Here is a 16,322-nt window from a genome sequence, read left to right as displayed (position 1 = left end):
AAAAAGAACTATGCGAATATCAGTAGAATTAACATTAACACCCTTACAGAATGATTTTGAACCAGCAATCATTCATTTTATAAAAAAGTTAAGAGCATCACATCTTAAAATTTCAGAAAACCCATTAAGCACTCAGGTTTATGGCGATTATGATGAAGTGATGCATTTACTTACTACCGAAATAAAGGAGGCTTTTGAATTAATTGAAAAAGGTTTATTATATATGAAAATTGTGAAATCCGATAGACAAGATTATGAGCCTCATTTTTGATTTTTTCTTTGGACAATATTCAGATTACGGAACGGTAGATATTGCATTAGAAATTATCGCTATCATTTTCGGATTTCTTTCCGTTTGGTTTTCAAAACAAAATAATATTTTAGTGTTTCCAACGGGCATGATTAGTACCGTTATTTTTGTGTATTTACTGTTTAAATGGGGGTTGTTAGGTGATATGATGATAAATGGTTATTATTTCATAATGAGTGTTTACGGTTGGTATGTTTGGACTAGAAAAGTTGATGAAACACACGTAACTCCAATTTCTATAATGACTCTCAACGAGAAAAAGATAAGCGCAGCTATATTTATAGCAACACTATTATTTGTTTACTTGGTTTATAAAACTTTTGATAAATGGACTAATTGGGTGGCTTATGTTGATACCATTACTACAGCTATATTTTTTGTTGGTATGTGGTTGATGGCAAGAAGAAAACTTGAAAATTGGATATTTTGGATTATTGGAGATCTTATTTCCATACCATTGTATTTTTATAAAGGATTTACATTTACTAGTTTTCAATATTTAGGATTTACATTTATTGCCATATTTGGTTATTTAGCATGGAAAAAAAGTATAAACAAGAGCCTTCAAACTGCATAAAAGTAGTTTTGTTTGGTCCAGAATCTACTGGAAAAACAACACTATCCAGACAATTAGCACGTTATTATAATTCGGTTTGGGTACCAGAATATGCACGCGAATATTTGCAAGATAAATGGAATAACGAACGAAAAACTTGTGAGCCAAAAGATTTATTACCCATTGCAGAAGGACAAATAAAACTAGAAAACAAGTTGGCTAAAAAAACAGACTCTGTTTTAATTTGTGATACCGATTTGCTGGAAACCAAAGTATATTCTGAAGCGTATTATTTAGGAACATGCAATCCAATCCTTGAAAAATATGCTTTAGAAAACACTTACGATTTATACTTTTTAACGTATATTGATACGCCTTGGGAAGCTGATGATTTGCGTGATAAGCCAGAACACAGAAAAGAGATGTTTCAAGCTTTTGAAAACGCATTAATAGATAATAACAGACCATACGTTTTACTAAAAGGAAGTAAAAAAGAACGATTAGAAACAGCAATTAAGCATATTGATCAAATTATTAAACCCCAAAGATTAATGTTTTCAGATAAAGATATCCAGTATATAGAAAATAAGGGCATAACTACTACTCAAGTTATAGCGCAAGCTGAGCGTATAAAAAAAGGGATGTCTTATTCTAACTTAATTGCTGCTGCAAATATTGAAAATGGTATTGAACGTTATAATGAAACTGAAATTCAAGATTTCGTTAATTTATATGAAACCAAACAAAATAATTTTGATATTGTAAAGTTTGTGCCAGCTTCTGGCGCAGCAACACGTATGTTTAAATTTTTATTTCAGTTTTTAAACCATTTCAATCCTAAAAAAGAAACTATTGACAATTATGCTAAAAGGCAAAACGATACGCTTATAAAGCCATTTATTTCTGGTTTAGAGAGGTTTCCGTTTTACAATGCGGTTTTATTAGAAGCAAAAACGATACATCCTAATTTCGAAAATTTAAGTGAAGATGAGGCATATTTAGAGTTTGTAAAAACCATGTTAAGTAAAGAGGCTTTAAACTATAGTTTTCTACCAAAAGGATTGCTGCCATTTCATAAATACGAAGGAGGAGCAGTTACAGCTTTTTATGAGCATTTATTAGAATCTACTTTATACGCTTCATCAAATAACAAGGCTAATCTTCATTTTACAGTTTCAGAAAAGCACCATCGGTATTTTAGTTCAGAATTAAACAGAATTAAAAACCAATTAGAACAAAAAACAAACACATCTTTTAATGTGTCTTTTTCTTATCAAAAAGAGGAAACTGAAACCGTAGCATTAACCAACCAGAATGATATTTACCGAAATAAAGATGGTTCTATTTTATTCAGGCCTGCGGGTCATGGTGCTTTATTAGAAAATTTAAACGATTTAAACGGCGACCTTATTTTTATTAAAAACATCGATAATATTGTGGTTTTTAATAAGAACAAAAAACTATCTAACTATAAGAAACTAATTGCTGGTGTACTTATTCAGGTTCAAGAACAAGCCTTTTCGTTTTTACATAAATTGGACAGAGAAACTGTTTCAGAAGCAGATATGCTAACCATTGCTATGTTTCTATCCAAAAAAATGAATGTTTCGATTGGCGATGACTTTGATGATTTAACTTCGAAAAAAAAGAAACAGTATTTAAAAGAAAAATTAAATCGACCAATACGTGTTTGTGGCATGGTTAAAAATGAAGGAGAACCTGGTGGTGGCCCATTTTGGGTTAAAGATAAACATGGTGAAATATCGTTGCAAATAGTAGAGTTTGCTCAAATAGATATTGATAATGTTGAACAAGCAGAAATAGTTAAAAACGCAACTCATTTTAATCCAACAGATTTAGTTTGCGGAATTAAAAACTATAAAGGTGAAAAGTTTAATCTTTTAAATTTTGTTGACTCTGATGCAGCTTTTATAACCATGAAAACACAAAATGGAGTAGATATAAAAGCCCTTGAATTACCTGGGCTTTGGAATGGAAGTATGGCGCATTGGAATAGCATTTTTGTTGAAATTCCTGTAAAAACATTTAATCCTGTAAAAACCGTAAACGATTTATTAAAGCCAGAGCATCAAACAAAATAATGTTTAATAAAGAAGTACTATTACAAGAGTTAACATTTAAATCTGTTAGGAGTTCTGGCGCTGGTGGCCAGCATGTAAATAAAGTGGCTTCAAAGGTGGAATTGCAATTCGATTTATCAAATTCTATAGTCTTTAATGAAGAGCAAAAAGAGCGCTTACAAAATAAACTCCATCACCGATTAACCAAAGATGGTATGCTTGTTTTGAAATGTGATGAAAGCAGAAGTCAGCATAAAAACAAGGACTTAGTCATTAAACGATTTTTAGTGATAATAACTTCGTCTTTAATTATTCCTAAAAAAAGAATTCCTACTAAAATTCCAAAATCTGTTATTAAAAAGCGTTTAAAAAATAAGCGTAATCGTTCAGAAAAAAAGGCAAATCGTAAAAAACCTAATATCGATTAAAAAAAAGTGTCACTTCGAGTAATTTTCTTTTTTTGAAAATTGTATCGAGAAGTCTTTATAATTCCATAATTCATTTTACCTTTGCAGCGTTCTCAAAAAAGGGGTGCCTATTATTGGCTGAGATCATACCCATTGAACCTAGAACAGGTAATGCTGTTTAGGAAATTGAATTTTTACCGTCATTGCGAGGAGTTTTTTAACGACGTAGCAATCTTTCGATATTAATTCTAAAAATAATTATTAATAATAAAGAATAATTACCTCTTTTTATTCGATTTTAAATGTAATCGTAATGAAAAACTTATTTCTTTTTTTAACACTATTAGTGTTATCAGTCAGTACAAACGCACAACAAAACCAAACTCAACAAGATTCTACTAAAACAGAAAAACTAGACGAAGTTTTAGTTAAAGCGGTTCGGGTAAATGCAACATCGCCAATTACACATTCTAATATAACTAAAAAGCAATTAGCTAAACGTAATTTAGGACAAGATATTCCTATTTTACTAAACTATTTACCATCTGTGGTTACAACAACCGATGCTGGTGCGGGAGTTGGTTATACGGGGATTCGTATTCGTGGTATTAATGCACAATCTACCAATATTACAATTAACGGAATTCCGTATAATGATGCGGAATCTTTAGGGACATTCTGGGTGAATTTAAGTGATTTAGCTTCATCTGTAGAGAGTTTGCAATTACAACGTGGTGTTGGTACATCAACTAATGGTTCGGGTGCTTTTGGTGCTAGTATTAACGTGCTTACCGATGCCGTTTCAGAAAAAGCAAATGGCGAGATTTCTAATGCCTTCGGGAGTTATAGCACCAGAAAACATACTGTAAAATTTAGCACTGGAAAAATCAATAATCACTTTGAAATTGCTGGCCGTTTATCTAAAATTAATTCAGATGGTTATATAGATAGAGCATCTTCAGATTTAAAATCCTATTTCCTTCAAGGATCTTACGTAGACGAGAATACTTTAATTAAAGCCATTACATTTAGTGGACACGAAATTACTTATCAATCATGGAATGGTTTAGAAGATTTAGATATTTTGGCAAATAATAGAACTTTTAACACTGCAGGTATGTATACCGATGAAAATGGAGTAACACGATTTCATGAAGATGAAGTAGATAATTATAAACAAGACCATTATCAATTGCATTGGAACGAACGTTACAACAACAATTGGTCTACTAATTTAGGGTTAAATTATACTAAAGGGCGTGGTTATTTTGAGCAGTATAAAGAAGATGAACCTTTTGATGAATACGATTTAACCCCAATTACTATTGGTGGCGAAACGATTGATGAAACCGATTTAATTCGTCGCCGTTGGTTAGATAATAATTTTTATGTAGTAAATGCAGGAGCAAATTATAAGAAAAATGTTTTAGATATGAATTTCGGATTGTCATATAGCAGTTATATTGGCGATCATTTTGGAGAAATTATTTGGGCACGTTTTGCAAGTGATTCTGAAATAGGGGATAATTATTATAACGGACAAGGCAAGAAAAAAGATTTTAGTTTATTTACAAAAGCTACTTACAGACTTAACAATAAAGTGAGTTTATATGGCGATTTGCAAATGCGTTTTGTGAATTATAAAACCACGGGTTTAACATCAGATAGGATAAATTTATTAGTAGATGAGCAATATAATTTTTTCAATCCAAAAGCAGGAATTACCTATGAATTTGACGCCAAAAACAATCTTTATTTTTCTTATGGAAGGGCTAACCGCGAACCAAGTCGTAGCGATTTTGAAAGTAATCCAAATATAAAATCAGAACAGCTAAACGATTTTGAATTAGGTTGGAGACATAACAATGAAAAATTCAGAATTAGCACAAATGCTTATTATATGTTATATAACGAGCAATTAGTTTTAACAGGAGCGATAGATAATACAGGTACACCAATAAGAACGAATAGTGGAGATAGTTACAGGTTAGGTTTAGAGGTTGATGCCGCAATACAAATCTCAGAGCAATTCGCAATACAGCCAAATATTACTTTAAGCTCTAATAAAAATAAGGAAACATTTTTTCAGAAAGATGGTGTTTTAGAAAATTTAGGAAAGACTAATATTTCGTTTTCCCCAGAGCTGATTGCAGCAAATGCTTTAGTTTTTAAACCGACAGATAATTTTCAAATGTCGTTTTTAAGTAAATATGTTGGCGAACAATTTATGGGTAATAATGATTCTGAAGCCTCAAAATTAGAAAGTTATTTTATAAATGATTTTAATGTGACTTATGAGATTAAACTGAAATCAATATTTCAATCTATAGTATTATCTGGTTTAGTGAATAATATTTTTAACGAAAAGTATATTTCAAACGGCTATTATTATACTTATGATGATACATGGTCATCTCCAGGAATAACAACAACTATTGAAGGTGCTGGATTTTATCCGCAAGCAACTACTAATTTTTTAATTGGTGCAACTTTAAAGTTTTAAAATAAAACAAGCAGTATTTTTTAAGCCTCGATATTTATATTGAGGCTTTTTTAGTTAAAAATTAAAAGGGTAGTTCCGTTTTCTTCAACACGATACGCTTTTAGCGGGCATCTTAAACTGGAGTTGTTTACTGGTAAACCGTTAAATAAGCTATATTCATTTTCATCATCACAACCACAAATACCATTAATCCCAGATAATGTTAATTTAGAACAAGAACTTGGTATATGGTTTGGGTCAGCGGCATCAAAAGCAACAAAACCTGTGCCTGTGTTAGTAACATAAATGCCACCGTTACCTGCATTTGGTATGTAAACGGGGTTACTTACAAAGGCTAATTGACTATACTGAGGTAAACTCATATTTATGCTTATATTAACACCAACATCGAGTAAAAAATTACAATTTTTATCGACAGAATTTTTACTACATGCAGTAAAAATAAGAACGATTAAAAGATATAAATAAGGCTTCATTATGCTTAAAAATTAAATTGCAATTTACTAACAAAAAGCAGATTGAGATAAATATTTTGTATATTTGTTATACAATCTCGTGTATGCGAGATTTTTTTATTTGCTGAACTTGTTTATTCATAAAATAGCTAATTTAAAATGGATATTTTATGAATCTCTAATTTCAGCATCTTTTTATTAAATAAACGATGAAGTTATGAGTAAAGTATCATACTATACACCAGAAGGGTTAAAAAAATTAAGAGCAGAGTTAAAGCAATTAAAAGATGTGGAGCGTGTAAAAGCGTCAAGAGCTATTGCTGAAGCTAGAGATAAAGGCGATTTAAGTGAAAATGCCGAATATGATGCTGCAAAAGAAGCACAAGGGATGTTAGAAATGCGAATTTCTAAATTAGAAGATGCTTTGGCTGGAGCACGCATAATTGATGAATCTCAGTTAGATAATTCTAAAGTGTTAGTATTATCAAAAGTTAAAATAAAAAATCAAACCAATGGTATGGAAATGAATTATACCTTGGTTGCCGATGGTGAAGCAGATTTAGCCTCAGGTAAAATATCTGTGAATTCACCAATAGGGAAAGGGCTTTTAGGTAAATCAGTTGGAGATGTAGCCGAAATACAAGTGCCAAACGGTGTAATGAAATTTGATATTATCGAGATTTCCAGATAATTAAAAGCAAAATAATTTTTAAAAAGATTCCTGTTTAAGTTAAGTAGGAATCTTTTATATTTACATATACTCTCAAAACTCTCAAGATTTATGGCTTCAATTTTCACTAAAATAGTAAATGGCGAAATACCTTGTTATAAGGTAGCTGAAACGGATGACTTTTTAGCATTTCTAGATGTAAATCCTAATAGCAAAGGTCACACGCTATGTATTCCTAAAAAAGAAGTTGATAAAATTTTTGACTTAGATGAAGCTACTTATTCCGGTTTAATGATCTTTTCAAGACGAGTGGCTGTGGCTATTGAAAAAGCGATTCCGTGTAAACGAGTAGGAATGACGGTAATTGGGTTAGAAGTACCACATGTACATGTGCATTTAATTCCGTTGCATACTATGGAAGATACTCGTTTTATTCAAAAAGTAAAGCTACTTGCTGAAGAATTTCAAAATACAGCCGAAGCTATAAAGGCACAATTATAATTTAGTATATAGCACTGTAAACACTGTTGCTGTAATTACTATTGCTATGAATATAATAACAATCCAAGACAACTTTTTTAAATAGGTCGATGCTTTTTTAGGTACAAAAGCTTTTTTCTGATACTCAAAGACACGCTCAATATCATCTGTCCATCGCACAGGATAAATAGTAGTATTACAAGTTTCACAAGTAATACTGTGGCTAATTTCCTTAGTAATTGATTTGTAAAATTTAGTTTCTAAAAGCTTTTGCTTAAATGTTAAACGCAAACCATCTTTACTATAACATTCAGGACAGTTGTTATTTAGTGCCACTTCTTTTATAGTAATGAATTTTTCAGACATGATTTAAGAAATTATTAAACCGCTCGTGTTAAAGCAATTTGTATGGTTGTACCTTTATTTATTTCAGATTGTAACACTTTAATTTTGCCGTCATGAAAATCTTCAACAATACGTTTAGTAAGCGATAAGCCTAATCCCCAACCCCGTTTTTTTGTGGTGAAACCTGGCTCAAATATTTTTTTAAATTGATTTTTAGGAATGCCTTTTCCGGTATCTGTTACACTTACTTTTATATTATTTTCAAGCTGAGAGATTTCAACAGTAAGTTTGCCTCTGCCTTTCATAGCATCAATGGCATTTTTAACCAAGTTTTCAATAACCCAACTATACAGTTGTTTGTTAAGTTTTACAGGGATATCGCCAGTTGGAGTTGTAATTTCAAAATCAATAAGTTTTGATGATCTCGATTTTAAATAATCGTAAGAGTTAATGGTTTCTTCAATAATATCAGCAACTTCTAAGGTAGGAATAGATCCTATTTTGCTAAAACGTTCGGTAATGGTTTGTAATCGATCTACATCTTTTTCAATTTCAAAAATATATTCAGGATTAACATGTTCACTTTTTAAAATTTCTGTCCAGCCAATTAAAGAGGATAATGGTGTGCCAATTTGATGTGCCGTTTCTTTTGCCATACCTGACCATAACTTATTTTGAGTAGCATTTTTATTACTACTATAAAAGAAAAATATAACTGCAATAAACAAAACTATAATTAAAATTAACGCAAGCGGATAATATTTTAGTTTGTTTATTAAAGGTGAATTGCCATAATAGATAGTAGATAAAACCTCATTTTTATAGCGTATTTCAATGGGTGCATTTTCATTCTTGAATTTCGCTATTAATTTTTGAATATATAGTGAATCTTTAGCTTTTTCCTCATCAATATTATTAGAATCAAAACTCCCATCTTGATTTACTTTAATCATTGGTGTTGTTCTATTGCTCTGTAAAATTTCAATAGGTAATTCGCCAATATTTACATCTAAATCTCCTGTTTTACTTAATTCCTTTTGAGCAAACGACCAATTTTCCATTTTTACGCGTTCTTCATCTTTAAAATGCTGAAAAAATTCATAGGTTTTCCATAAAATAACAGACACCATTATAAATGATGCGGCTATCATAATCCAACGAAACGTATTTCTGTACTCGGTAAAAATCATTCAAATTTTAATTAATCAGTAATATAATGCAAATCTGTTAATATTATTGCGCAAGTTGTTAGTAAATTGGTTTTTAGTTGAATGCTAAAATAGTTACACTTCCTCTGATAGCAAATATTGATAAATTGTTGATAGAGGTAAACTTATGTTGAAAACTAGTTTAAATTATCATGTTTTTTTTGATTAGTTTTGTTGAAATTAAAAAAGCTTAATGACGTCGTTTGAACCTAAAGACATTTCAACAGGTAAATTGCATGGCTATTTGTTAAGTGCTGTGGCACCAAGACCTATTGCTTTTGCGAGTACTTTAGATGCAGACGGTAACCCAAACTTATCGCCATTTAGTTTTTTTAATGTGTTTAGTGCAAATCCGCCAATTATGATTTTTTCGCCGGCGCGTCGTGTTCGAGATAACACTACAAAACATACTTTACAAAATGCCGAGGCTATTAAAGAGGTAGTTATAAATGTGGTGAATTTCGATATGGTTCATCAAATGTCATTAAGCAGTACAGAGTATGCCGATGGCGTAAATGAGTTTGAAAAAGCAGGTTTAACGATGTTAAAATCTGACATTGTAAAACCGTTTCGTGTTGCTGAATCACCAGTGCAATTTGAATGTAAAGTCAACGAAATTGTTAAGTTAGGAACAGAAGGGGGTGCAGGAAATTTAATTATATGCGAAGTCGTAAAATTGCATATTGATGATGATGTTTTAAATGAAGAAGGCGTAATAAATCAACAAAAGTTAGATTTAGTAGCCAGAGCAGGTGGGAGTTATTATACACGTGCTAAAAAAGGGTTTTTTGAAATACCAAAACCATTATCAACACTAGGTATTGGTGTAGATAATTTTCCTGATTTTGTAAAAAACAGTATGGTTCTAACAGGAAATGATTTAGGCATGTTAGCAAATATTGAAAGGTTGCCAACCGAAGACAGCGTTAAAGCATTTGTAAAAGATTTAGGAGCGCGTTACCCAAACATAAAAACGGCAACACATAGACAAAAACATAAATTAGCACGAAATTATTTAAGCTTTGGAGATGTTGAAAGTGCATGGAAAATATTGTTGTCTTAGAATGAAATGTAATTGAAATACAAGAATAATAATTAAGAATAAATAATAGATTAAATGGAAGTTCAAGGAAGAATTAAAATGGTAGGAGAAACTCAAACTTTTGGAAGCAATGGGTTTAGAAAAAGAGAAATAGTTGTTACTACTGAAGAGCAATATCCGCAACATATTATGGTGGAGTTTGTTCAAGATAAAACAGATTTATTAAACAGTTACCAAGTAGGGCAACAAGTTAAAATAAGTATTAATTTACGAGGTAGAGAATGGGTTAATCCACAAGGAGAAACTAAATATTTTAACTCAATTCAAGGTTGGAGAATTGAAGCTTTACAAGCTGATGCTTCTGGAGAAAACGTACCACCAGTACCACCAATGGATGCTTTTGAGCCTGCAGGAGATTTAAAAGAAGAAGATCATGACGATTTGCCTTTCTAGTCCGTTTTTATTAAGGAAAGGTGGATTTTGATTCCATAAAGAATCAAAAGACGGAAAGGTTTATAATTTACCAACCTCAATGTTCATTAAAACGTTGAGGTTTTTTATTTTTATACAAATAGTTTAAATGCAACTCCTAACTGAAGACATAAAATTCCCCAATATAAATAAAGCTACCCAAGATGGTTTACTAGCTATTGGTGGCGACTTATCAGTTGAGCGTTTATTGCATGCTTATAAAAACGGAATTTTCCCTTGGTTTGAAGCAGAAGAGCCTATTTTATGGTGGTCTCCCAACCCACGATTTGTATTGTTTCCAGAAAAGCTTAGGGTATCAAAAAGCATGAAACAAATATTACGTAATTGTAATTATATCGTTACCATAAATAAAGCTTTTAAAGAAGTAATTACTGAATGTTCTAAAATAAAACGCAAGGGACAAGCGAGTACGTGGATAACCAATAGTATGGTTGAAGCATATACGAATTTACATAATTTAGGTTATGCAAAATCTGTTGAGGTTTGGCGAGACAATGCATTAGTTGCAGGATTATATGGCGTAGATTTAGGCAATAATGTATTTTGTGGAGAAAGCATGTTCACCAATGAAAGTAATGCCAGTAAAGCAGGTTTTATAACGTTTATGCAAAACACAAATTACAAACTTATAGACTGCCAAGTGTACACCAAGCATTTAGAAAGTTTAGGTGCTGAGGAGATTTCTAGGGATTTGTTTTTGGAATATTTGAAGGAATAGTTCTAGCCACAGTTTGACTTTGTGAGAAAAAATGATAACTGCGTTTAGTAGCCGATAAAATTCATTGAAACGGAATTTTATCTTTGCATTAAAAGAGTCTGCCTAAATTAAACTTCCCCCGCTACCGATATACAAATCATTTTTCAATCAAACCTCCTCATACCTAAAACACCCAACCTCATGGTCGTTAACCATACCAGTAGCTTGCATGTGTGCATAAACCACGGTAGAGCCCACAAATTTAAACCCGCGTTTTTTTAAATCTTTACTTAAAGTATCACTTAAGGCAGTGTTAGCAGGGGCATTTTTATAGTTTTTAAGTTTGTTTTTAATCGGTTTTCCATCAACAAAATTCCAAATGTATTTCGAGAACGAACCAAATTCCTTTTGAATTTTCAGAAAAGCTTGAGCGTTGGTAATGGTAGCTTTTACTTTTAATTTATTTCTAATTATACCAGCATCTTGTAATAAAGCATCAATTTTATCTTGGTTGTATTTTGCTATTCTTTTATAATCAAAATTATCAAAGGCTTTCCTGAAATTTTTGCGTTTACGCAAAATAGTAATCCAACTTAAACCAGCTTGAAAAGTTTCTAAAATTAAAAACTCAAAAAGAGTCGCATCATCATAAACAGGAACGCCCCATTCTTTATCGTGATAAGCTTCATATAAATCATCACCAACACACCAACCACATCTATGTTTTTCCACCATAAGCTATTAAAAAATGAAGATTAATAATTAAGTACCCATTATAGGCTGTAAGGTTTAAATTTAAAACATGACAAATATCATCTTAAATAAAATACCAAGATACTAAATTTGTATCGTCAAGTTTTGTTCCAATAAAAAATAAATCATGGATTCTATTATAAAAAATAGTTTAGAGCATAGTATATCTTACAATGCGTATAGAAGTTTAGTAAAACGGTTGGTTGAAGAAAACTCGACTACAGGATTAGAAAAAACAGAAGCATTGATAAACTATACAAAGCTTAACGATAGACGTATGAAGCGTTGGGATAAAACTATAAAAGTTTCTGACGACGCTAAATATAAAATTGAAGCTTTTGAAGAAGATATTACTTGGTTGCTAATTACCGAGAGTTGGTGTGGAGACGCTGCACATATTGTACCAGCAATAAATAAAGTAGCAGAGTTAAACGATAAGATTAACTTAAGAATTGTACTTCGTGATGAAAACTTAGGGTTAATGGATGCTTTTTTAACAAATGGTGGTAGAGCTATTCCTAAATTAATAATGATTGATAACGCCTCTAGAAATGTATTAAATACTTATGGGCCAAGACCAACTGAGGCTACAAATTACGTGAATCAATTTAAAGCAAAATATGGAACACTAACTCCAGAATTTAAAGAAGATTTACAGCATTGGTATAATAACGATAAAGGGCAAAATGTAATAAAAAACCTTACAGAAATATTATGCGAATTACAACCTACCGTTTGCCTATAAAGTAAAACGTAATAGACCCAATTTGGCTTTTTTTAGTAGTATCTGTGCTAAACTGAGATTTTTTTGCATATTCTAAAGCATGCTCGGTCAAACATTCGTTTGATGTAGATGATGACGAGTTAATATAGGCATCAGTAACATGTCCTTTAGCATTTACTGTAATATTTACAACTATTTTCCCGCCAATTTCGCATAAATAAACAGGAATTGGAATGTAAACTTTTTTCCTATCGACTAACGAAAAGCTAATCGTACTTTTTGTGTTTGCACCTTCGTCTTGTTGCTTTTTTAATAAATCATTTACCTTACTAAACGACGAAAGTTCCTCGGTGTTTAGTTTAGAATCATTAGGTTCTTCATATTCTTTTTTAAAGGCTTCATTTTGTTCTGATGCATCGTTACTCTTCGGCACATAATCTTCTGGTGGAGCTATAGGCTTGTAAGCCTCAGCAAAATGTCTATTATTACTAGTTTCGTTAAAAGCGTTGTTGGTTTCAGCTTTACTAGCATTTAATTGTTCTAAGGCTTCAAGTATTTTGATCTCTTCTTCGGTAAGTTCTTCTTCAGGTTCCATTTCATAGTAACTTTCAGAAATGAATTCACTTTGCTTTTTTAATCCTAAATTAAAAATAGAAAGTACCACAGTTCCCGTTAAGAGAAACGTTATAAGTAGGGCTTTATGTTGATTTGTTAGGTTCAAATCTGAGTCAATTTATAGCAATTGTATATGAAATATACGTAAAAATAAACAAATTAGCCTTTTAGCGATGCAATGAAGGTTTCAATTGAAATAGCATTGGCTACATTAAAATCTCCAATCTTGGTGCGTCTTAAAGCAGATAAATGTGCGCCAGACTTGAGGGCGTTTCCAAAATCGTTAGCTAAAGAACGAATGTAAGTGCCTTTGCTACAAACCACTCTAAAGTTAATATTTATTGAGCCTGTACTGAGCGCAGTCGAAGTATCAATTTTAGTAATTTCAAATTCTTGAATGTTTACTGTTCTCGGTTTAATTTCTACAGATTCTCCTGCTCTTGCAAATTCGTATAAACGTTTTCCGTCTTTTTTTAATGCTGAAAATATAGGAGGATGTTGTTGAATCTCACCAATAAACTGTTTAGTAGCTTCGTGTATTAAATCTGGTGTAATATGTTCAGTTGGAAAAGTCTCATTTACTTCGGTTTCTAAATCAAAAGAAGGCGTTGTGCTTCCTAAAGTAAAAGTGCCTGTGTATTCTTTTATTTGACCCTGAAAGGTGTCAATTTGCTTAGTCATTTTCCCAGTACAAATCACTAATAAACCAGTAGCTAAAGGATCTAAAGTACCAGCGTGACCTACTTTTATTTTCTTAATATTAAAAGCTTGACGGATTTCCCAACGTAATTTATTAACGACTTGAAAAGATGTCCAATTTAGCGGTTTGTCCATCAGTAAAACTTGCCCGGAAAGATATTCTTCTTTCAAAATCATGTTATGAATTTAGTAAAGAAAACACAATAGTTATAATACCAACAATGGCACAATAAATAGCAAAGTAAGTAAGTTTGCTTTTTTTAACTAAAGCAATCATCCATGTGCAGGCAAATAAACCCGCCACAAAAGCAGCAAGAAACCCTACAGTAAGCGATGTAATATTATGACTTTCCATTGAAATATCCCCACTAAAAACATCTTTAGCAATTTTACCGAAAATTAATGGTACAACCATTAAAAACGAAAAACGAGCTGCTTTGGTTTTGTCATTCCCTAATAAAACTGATGTTGATATGGTGGCTCCAGAACGTGAAATCCCAGGAAGCATTGCAATAGCTTGGGCAACACCTATAATAAAAGCATTTTGAAAAGTTACTTTTTTGTTGGTGTCTTTAGCTTTGTCAGCCAAATAAAGCAGAAGTGCCGTAATTATAAGCATAAAGCCAACAAGTTTTATGTTACTGCCAAATAACTCAGCAAATTGAGATTCGTAGCTATAACCAATTATTGCAGCAGGAATCATAGAAATGGCAATTTTACTAACAAATTGCAAATCTTCGTCCCACTTAAATTTTAAAATACCTTTTAAAATGTCTAAAATATCTTTTCTAAAAACAACCATGGTGCTTAAAGCGGTTGCAAAATGCAATACCACGGTAAAAAGTAAGCTTTCTTCAGGCACAGAATCATCGCCAAGAATGGCTTTCCCTAGTTCTAAATGACCGCTAGATGAGACGGGTAAAAATTCAGTAAGCCCTTGAATAATACCAAGGATAATAGAGTCGATTATATTCATTACTTTTTATCTGGATTCAATAGAATAGCATAAACCTGAATGCCAAAACCAATCAAAATTAAAGTGGGGGCTAACCTAATACGTCTCCAGCTAAAAATTTCAGGATTAAAAACATTAGGGTCGTCGCTACCACCACCAGACATTAGTATAAAACCTAAAGCAATACAAGCTAAACCAATAAACATAAATTTATAGTTTTTCTTACCAAAAACAAATACTGGTTTTGTGTTTTCTTTTCGTTTTTTCTCTCCCATAATTCTTTGTAAAGTAGATATGCAAATTAACGGATTTATTTAAAAAGTAATGTTAACACCTTTGTAAATTATCTAATAATACAACTGGTCGGTTTTTAAGTTTAAAAAGCGTTGTGTTGCAAAATGTGTGCTTACCCATGTTATAATGATGCCTAAAGCAAATATAAAAATAAACAAGACGCTTACTAAAACAGGATTACTTAATAATTCTAACTCCGTAAATGTTTTGTTAAGATAGAACAAAACAATCGCCATTCCTATTAGTGCTAGAAAGGCGCCAATCATGCCTAAACGTACACTCTTCCAAACAAATGGGCGCCTTATAAATTGTTTTGTAGCACCAACCATTTGCATGGTTTTTATTGTAAAACGTTTAGAATAAACGGCTAACCTTATAGAGCTGTTAATTAATAATACAGCTATTAATGTGAAAATGGCACTAATTACTAACACCCAAAAGCTTATTTTTTTAACGTTATCGTTCATTAAATTAACCAAATCGTTATCATAAGTTACTTCATCAACAAAGTTTTTATTTATTGCTTCTGCAGAAATTTTTTCAAGATGCTCTGAGGTTACAAAATCGGCTTTTAAATGAATATCGATAGAGTTTTGTAACGGATTGTAACCTACAAAATCCATAAAATCCTCGCCATTTTCCGCTTTCATAAATTCGGCAGCTTGTTCTTTCGAAACATATTCGGTAGATTTTACATAATCTGCCATGGCTAAACTTTTCTCAAGTTGTTTTACTTCTACATTTTTAGCATTATCTTTTAAATAAATGGTAACAACAACTTGTTCTTTAAAATGATCGGAAACTTTTTTAGCATTAAGAATAAGCATACCTAATAAACCCAATAAAAACAAAACTAGAGCAATACTTAACACCACCGAGAAATATGAAGAGATAAGTCTGCGTTTTTGGTGTTTTTCAAAAGATGAACTCATAAGGAAATTGGATTAATTGTGTAAAAATAATAAAGTATTCCAATAAAACTTCAAAAGGCTAAAAGTCTTTTGGTTTCATTTAAAAATTGTCATTCCCGAGACAT

At 31.6% G+C, this 16,322-nt stretch carries 20 protein-coding genes; 11 read left to right on the top strand and 9 right to left on the bottom strand.

Translation table 11 applies throughout. The annotated features are described in order from the left end of the window. Positions 1–10 precede the first annotated feature (10 nt). The 5 genes from RG22_RS06730 (at position 11) to RG22_RS06710 (ending at position 5,857) form a co-directional block, all read left to right on the top strand. Positions 11–271 (top strand): thiamine-binding protein, encoded by a 261-nt coding sequence (locus tag RG22_RS06730; protein WP_034041939.1) that lies wholly within the window; start codon positions 11–13, stop codon positions 269–271. Continuing rightward, the gene (gene pnuC, locus RG22_RS06725) at positions 255–887 is read left to right on the top strand and encodes a nicotinamide riboside transporter PnuC (RefSeq protein WP_034041937.1); all 633 of its coding nucleotides are present in this window, start codon (positions 255–257) and stop codon (positions 885–887) included. The genes RG22_RS06730 and pnuC overlap by 17 nt, the downstream gene beginning before the upstream one ends. Further along, on the top strand, positions 848–2,968 hold the full coding sequence (locus RG22_RS06720) for a DUF4301 family protein (protein WP_034041935.1): 2,121 nt from the start codon (positions 848–850) through the stop codon (positions 2,966–2,968). Before pnuC ends, RG22_RS06720 begins: the two co-directional genes overlap by 40 nt. Next, positions 2,968–3,375 (top strand): alternative ribosome rescue aminoacyl-tRNA hydrolase ArfB, encoded by a 408-nt coding sequence (arfB, locus tag RG22_RS06715; RefSeq protein ID WP_034041933.1) that lies wholly within the window; start codon positions 2,968–2,970, stop codon positions 3,373–3,375. The genes RG22_RS06720 and arfB overlap by 1 nt, the downstream gene beginning before the upstream one ends. 292 nt (positions 3,376–3,667) lie before the next feature. Beyond that, positions 3,668–5,857 (top strand): TonB-dependent receptor, encoded by a 2,190-nt coding sequence (locus RG22_RS06710; protein ID WP_034041931.1) that lies wholly within the window; start codon positions 3,668–3,670, stop codon positions 5,855–5,857. Positions 5,858–5,907: 50 nt separating this feature from the next. Here RG22_RS06710 and RG22_RS06705 read toward each other — a convergent pair whose 3' ends face one another. Continuing rightward, on the bottom strand, positions 5,908–6,333 hold the full coding sequence (locus RG22_RS06705) for a hypothetical protein (protein WP_034041929.1): 426 nt from the start codon (positions 6,331–6,333) through the stop codon (positions 5,908–5,910). Between the two features lie 196 nt (positions 6,334–6,529). Between RG22_RS06705 and greA the strand changes: the two genes are divergently transcribed. After that, positions 6,530–7,003 (top strand): transcription elongation factor GreA, encoded by a 474-nt coding sequence (gene greA / locus RG22_RS06700; RefSeq protein WP_034041927.1) that lies wholly within the window; start codon positions 6,530–6,532, stop codon positions 7,001–7,003. A gap of 90 nt (positions 7,004–7,093) precedes the next feature. After that, entirely contained in the window at positions 7,094–7,483 is a 390-nt protein-coding gene (locus RG22_RS06695; RefSeq protein ID WP_034041926.1) for an HIT family protein, read from the top strand. On the opposite strand, the gene RG22_RS06690 is transcribed toward RG22_RS06695, so the two are convergent. Continuing rightward, entirely contained in the window at positions 7,478–7,828 is a 351-nt protein-coding gene (locus tag RG22_RS06690; RefSeq protein ID WP_034041925.1) for a hypothetical protein, read from the bottom strand. The two genes, RG22_RS06695 and RG22_RS06690, sit on opposite strands and share 6 nt — an antisense overlap. Before the next feature lie 14 nt (positions 7,829–7,842). Next, positions 7,843–8,997 (bottom strand): sensor histidine kinase, encoded by a 1,155-nt coding sequence (locus RG22_RS06685; protein ID WP_034041923.1) that lies wholly within the window; start codon positions 8,995–8,997, stop codon positions 7,843–7,845. A gap of 211 nt (positions 8,998–9,208) precedes the next feature. Between RG22_RS06685 and RG22_RS06680 the strand changes: the two genes are divergently transcribed. The 3 genes from RG22_RS06680 (at position 9,209) to aat (ending at position 11,267) form a co-directional block, all read left to right on the top strand. Then, the gene (locus tag RG22_RS06680) at positions 9,209–10,078 is read left to right on the top strand and encodes a flavin reductase family protein (RefSeq protein ID WP_034041921.1); all 870 of its coding nucleotides are present in this window, start codon (positions 9,209–9,211) and stop codon (positions 10,076–10,078) included. A 54-nt stretch (positions 10,079–10,132) separates the two neighbouring features. Further along, complete coding sequence (locus tag RG22_RS06675; protein ID WP_034041919.1) at positions 10,133–10,510, top strand: DUF3127 domain-containing protein; 378 nt, start codon at positions 10,133–10,135, stop codon at positions 10,508–10,510. A gap of 127 nt (positions 10,511–10,637) precedes the next feature. Then, the gene (gene aat, locus RG22_RS06670; protein WP_034041917.1) at positions 10,638–11,267 is read left to right on the top strand and encodes a leucyl/phenylalanyl-tRNA--protein transferase; all 630 of its coding nucleotides are present in this window, start codon (positions 10,638–10,640) and stop codon (positions 11,265–11,267) included. 147 nt (positions 11,268–11,414) lie between these two features. Here aat and RG22_RS06665 read toward each other — a convergent pair whose 3' ends face one another. After that, the gene (locus tag RG22_RS06665) at positions 11,415–11,978 is read right to left on the bottom strand and encodes a DNA-3-methyladenine glycosylase I (RefSeq protein WP_034045829.1); all 564 of its coding nucleotides are present in this window, start codon (positions 11,976–11,978) and stop codon (positions 11,415–11,417) included. Positions 11,979–12,126: 148 nt separating this feature from the next. Here RG22_RS06665 and RG22_RS06660 point away from each other — a divergent pair, with 148 nt between their 5' ends. Then, entirely contained in the window at positions 12,127–12,744 is a 618-nt protein-coding gene (locus RG22_RS06660) for a thioredoxin family protein (protein ID WP_034041915.1), read from the top strand. Here the strand turns inward: RG22_RS06660 and RG22_RS06655 are convergent. From RG22_RS06655 to RG22_RS06635, 5 genes are all read right to left on the bottom strand, one after another. Then, entirely contained in the window at positions 12,728–13,444 is a 717-nt protein-coding gene (locus RG22_RS06655) for a TonB family protein (RefSeq protein WP_244462120.1), read from the bottom strand. The genes RG22_RS06660 and RG22_RS06655 overlap by 17 nt on opposite strands. 53 nt (positions 13,445–13,497) lie before the next feature. Next, a complete protein-coding gene (gene truB, locus RG22_RS06650; protein WP_204244178.1) occupies positions 13,498–14,214 on the bottom strand; it encodes a tRNA pseudouridine(55) synthase TruB in 717 nt (238 codons plus the stop codon). A gap of 1 nt (position 14,215) precedes the next feature. Then, a complete protein-coding gene (locus RG22_RS06645) occupies positions 14,216–15,013 on the bottom strand; it encodes an undecaprenyl-diphosphate phosphatase (RefSeq protein ID WP_034041913.1) in 798 nt (265 codons plus the stop codon). Then, the gene (locus tag RG22_RS06640; RefSeq protein WP_034041911.1) at positions 15,013–15,267 is read right to left on the bottom strand and encodes a DUF3098 domain-containing protein; all 255 of its coding nucleotides are present in this window, start codon (positions 15,265–15,267) and stop codon (positions 15,013–15,015) included. The genes RG22_RS06645 and RG22_RS06640 overlap by 1 nt, the downstream gene beginning before the upstream one ends. A gap of 72 nt (positions 15,268–15,339) precedes the next feature. Next, positions 15,340–16,218 carry a cell division protein FtsX gene (locus RG22_RS06635; RefSeq protein ID WP_034041909.1) on the bottom strand — a complete coding sequence of 293 codons (879 nt, stop codon included), beginning with the start codon at positions 16,216–16,218 and terminating at the stop codon, positions 15,340–15,342. Positions 16,219–16,322 lie beyond the last annotated feature (104 nt).

This window comes from Wocania ichthyoenteri Th78 (assembly GCF_000789235.1).
In the GTDB taxonomy this organism is placed as follows: domain Bacteria; phylum Bacteroidota; class Bacteroidia; order Flavobacteriales; family Flavobacteriaceae; genus Wocania_A; species Wocania_A ichthyoenteri.
Note: the sequence above shows the minus strand (reverse complement) of the source record. Positions and strands in the feature narration are given on the sequence as shown.

Bases quoted from the DNA above. Each gene is read 5' to 3' on its own strand.
- RG22_RS06675 (WP_034041919.1), top strand. From the start codon at position 10,133: ATGGAAGTTCAAGGAAGAATTAAAATGGTAGGAGAAACTCAAACTTTT.
- RG22_RS06690 (WP_034041925.1), bottom strand. From the start codon at position 7,828: ATGTCTGAAAAATTCATTACTATAAAAGAAGTGGCACTAAATAACAAC.
- RG22_RS06705 (WP_034041929.1), bottom strand. From the start codon at position 6,333: ATGAAGCCTTATTTATATCTTTTAATCGTTCTTATTTTTACTGCATGT.
- truB (WP_204244178.1), bottom strand. From the start codon at position 14,214: ATGATTTTGAAAGAAGAATATCTTTCCGGGCAAGTTTTACTGATGGAC.
- RG22_RS06685 (WP_034041923.1), bottom strand. From the start codon at position 8,997: ATGATTTTTACCGAGTACAGAAATACGTTTCGTTGGATTATGATAGCC.
- RG22_RS06720 (WP_034041935.1), top strand. From the start codon at position 848: ATGGAAAAAAAGTATAAACAAGAGCCTTCAAACTGCATAAAAGTAGTT.
- aat (WP_034041917.1), top strand. From the start codon at position 10,638: ATGCAACTCCTAACTGAAGACATAAAATTCCCCAATATAAATAAAGCT.
- RG22_RS06635 (WP_034041909.1), bottom strand. From the start codon at position 16,218: ATGAGTTCATCTTTTGAAAAACACCAAAAACGCAGACTTATCTCTTCA.
- RG22_RS06640 (WP_034041911.1), bottom strand. From the start codon at position 15,267: ATGGGAGAGAAAAAACGAAAAGAAAACACAAAACCAGTATTTGTTTTT.
- RG22_RS06645 (WP_034041913.1), bottom strand. From the start codon at position 15,013: ATGAATATAATCGACTCTATTATCCTTGGTATTATTCAAGGGCTTACT.
- arfB (WP_034041933.1), top strand. From the start codon at position 2,968: ATGTTTAATAAAGAAGTACTATTACAAGAGTTAACATTTAAATCTGTT.
- RG22_RS06695 (WP_034041926.1), top strand. From the start codon at position 7,094: ATGGCTTCAATTTTCACTAAAATAGTAAATGGCGAAATACCTTGTTAT.
- RG22_RS06680 (WP_034041921.1), top strand. From the start codon at position 9,209: ATGACGTCGTTTGAACCTAAAGACATTTCAACAGGTAAATTGCATGGC.
- RG22_RS06730 (WP_034041939.1), top strand. From the start codon at position 11: ATGCGAATATCAGTAGAATTAACATTAACACCCTTACAGAATGATTTT.
- greA (WP_034041927.1), top strand. From the start codon at position 6,530: ATGAGTAAAGTATCATACTATACACCAGAAGGGTTAAAAAAATTAAGA.
- pnuC (WP_034041937.1), top strand. From the start codon at position 255: ATGAGCCTCATTTTTGATTTTTTCTTTGGACAATATTCAGATTACGGA.
- RG22_RS06710 (WP_034041931.1), top strand. From the start codon at position 3,668: ATGAAAAACTTATTTCTTTTTTTAACACTATTAGTGTTATCAGTCAGT.
- RG22_RS06660 (WP_034041915.1), top strand. From the start codon at position 12,127: ATGGATTCTATTATAAAAAATAGTTTAGAGCATAGTATATCTTACAAT.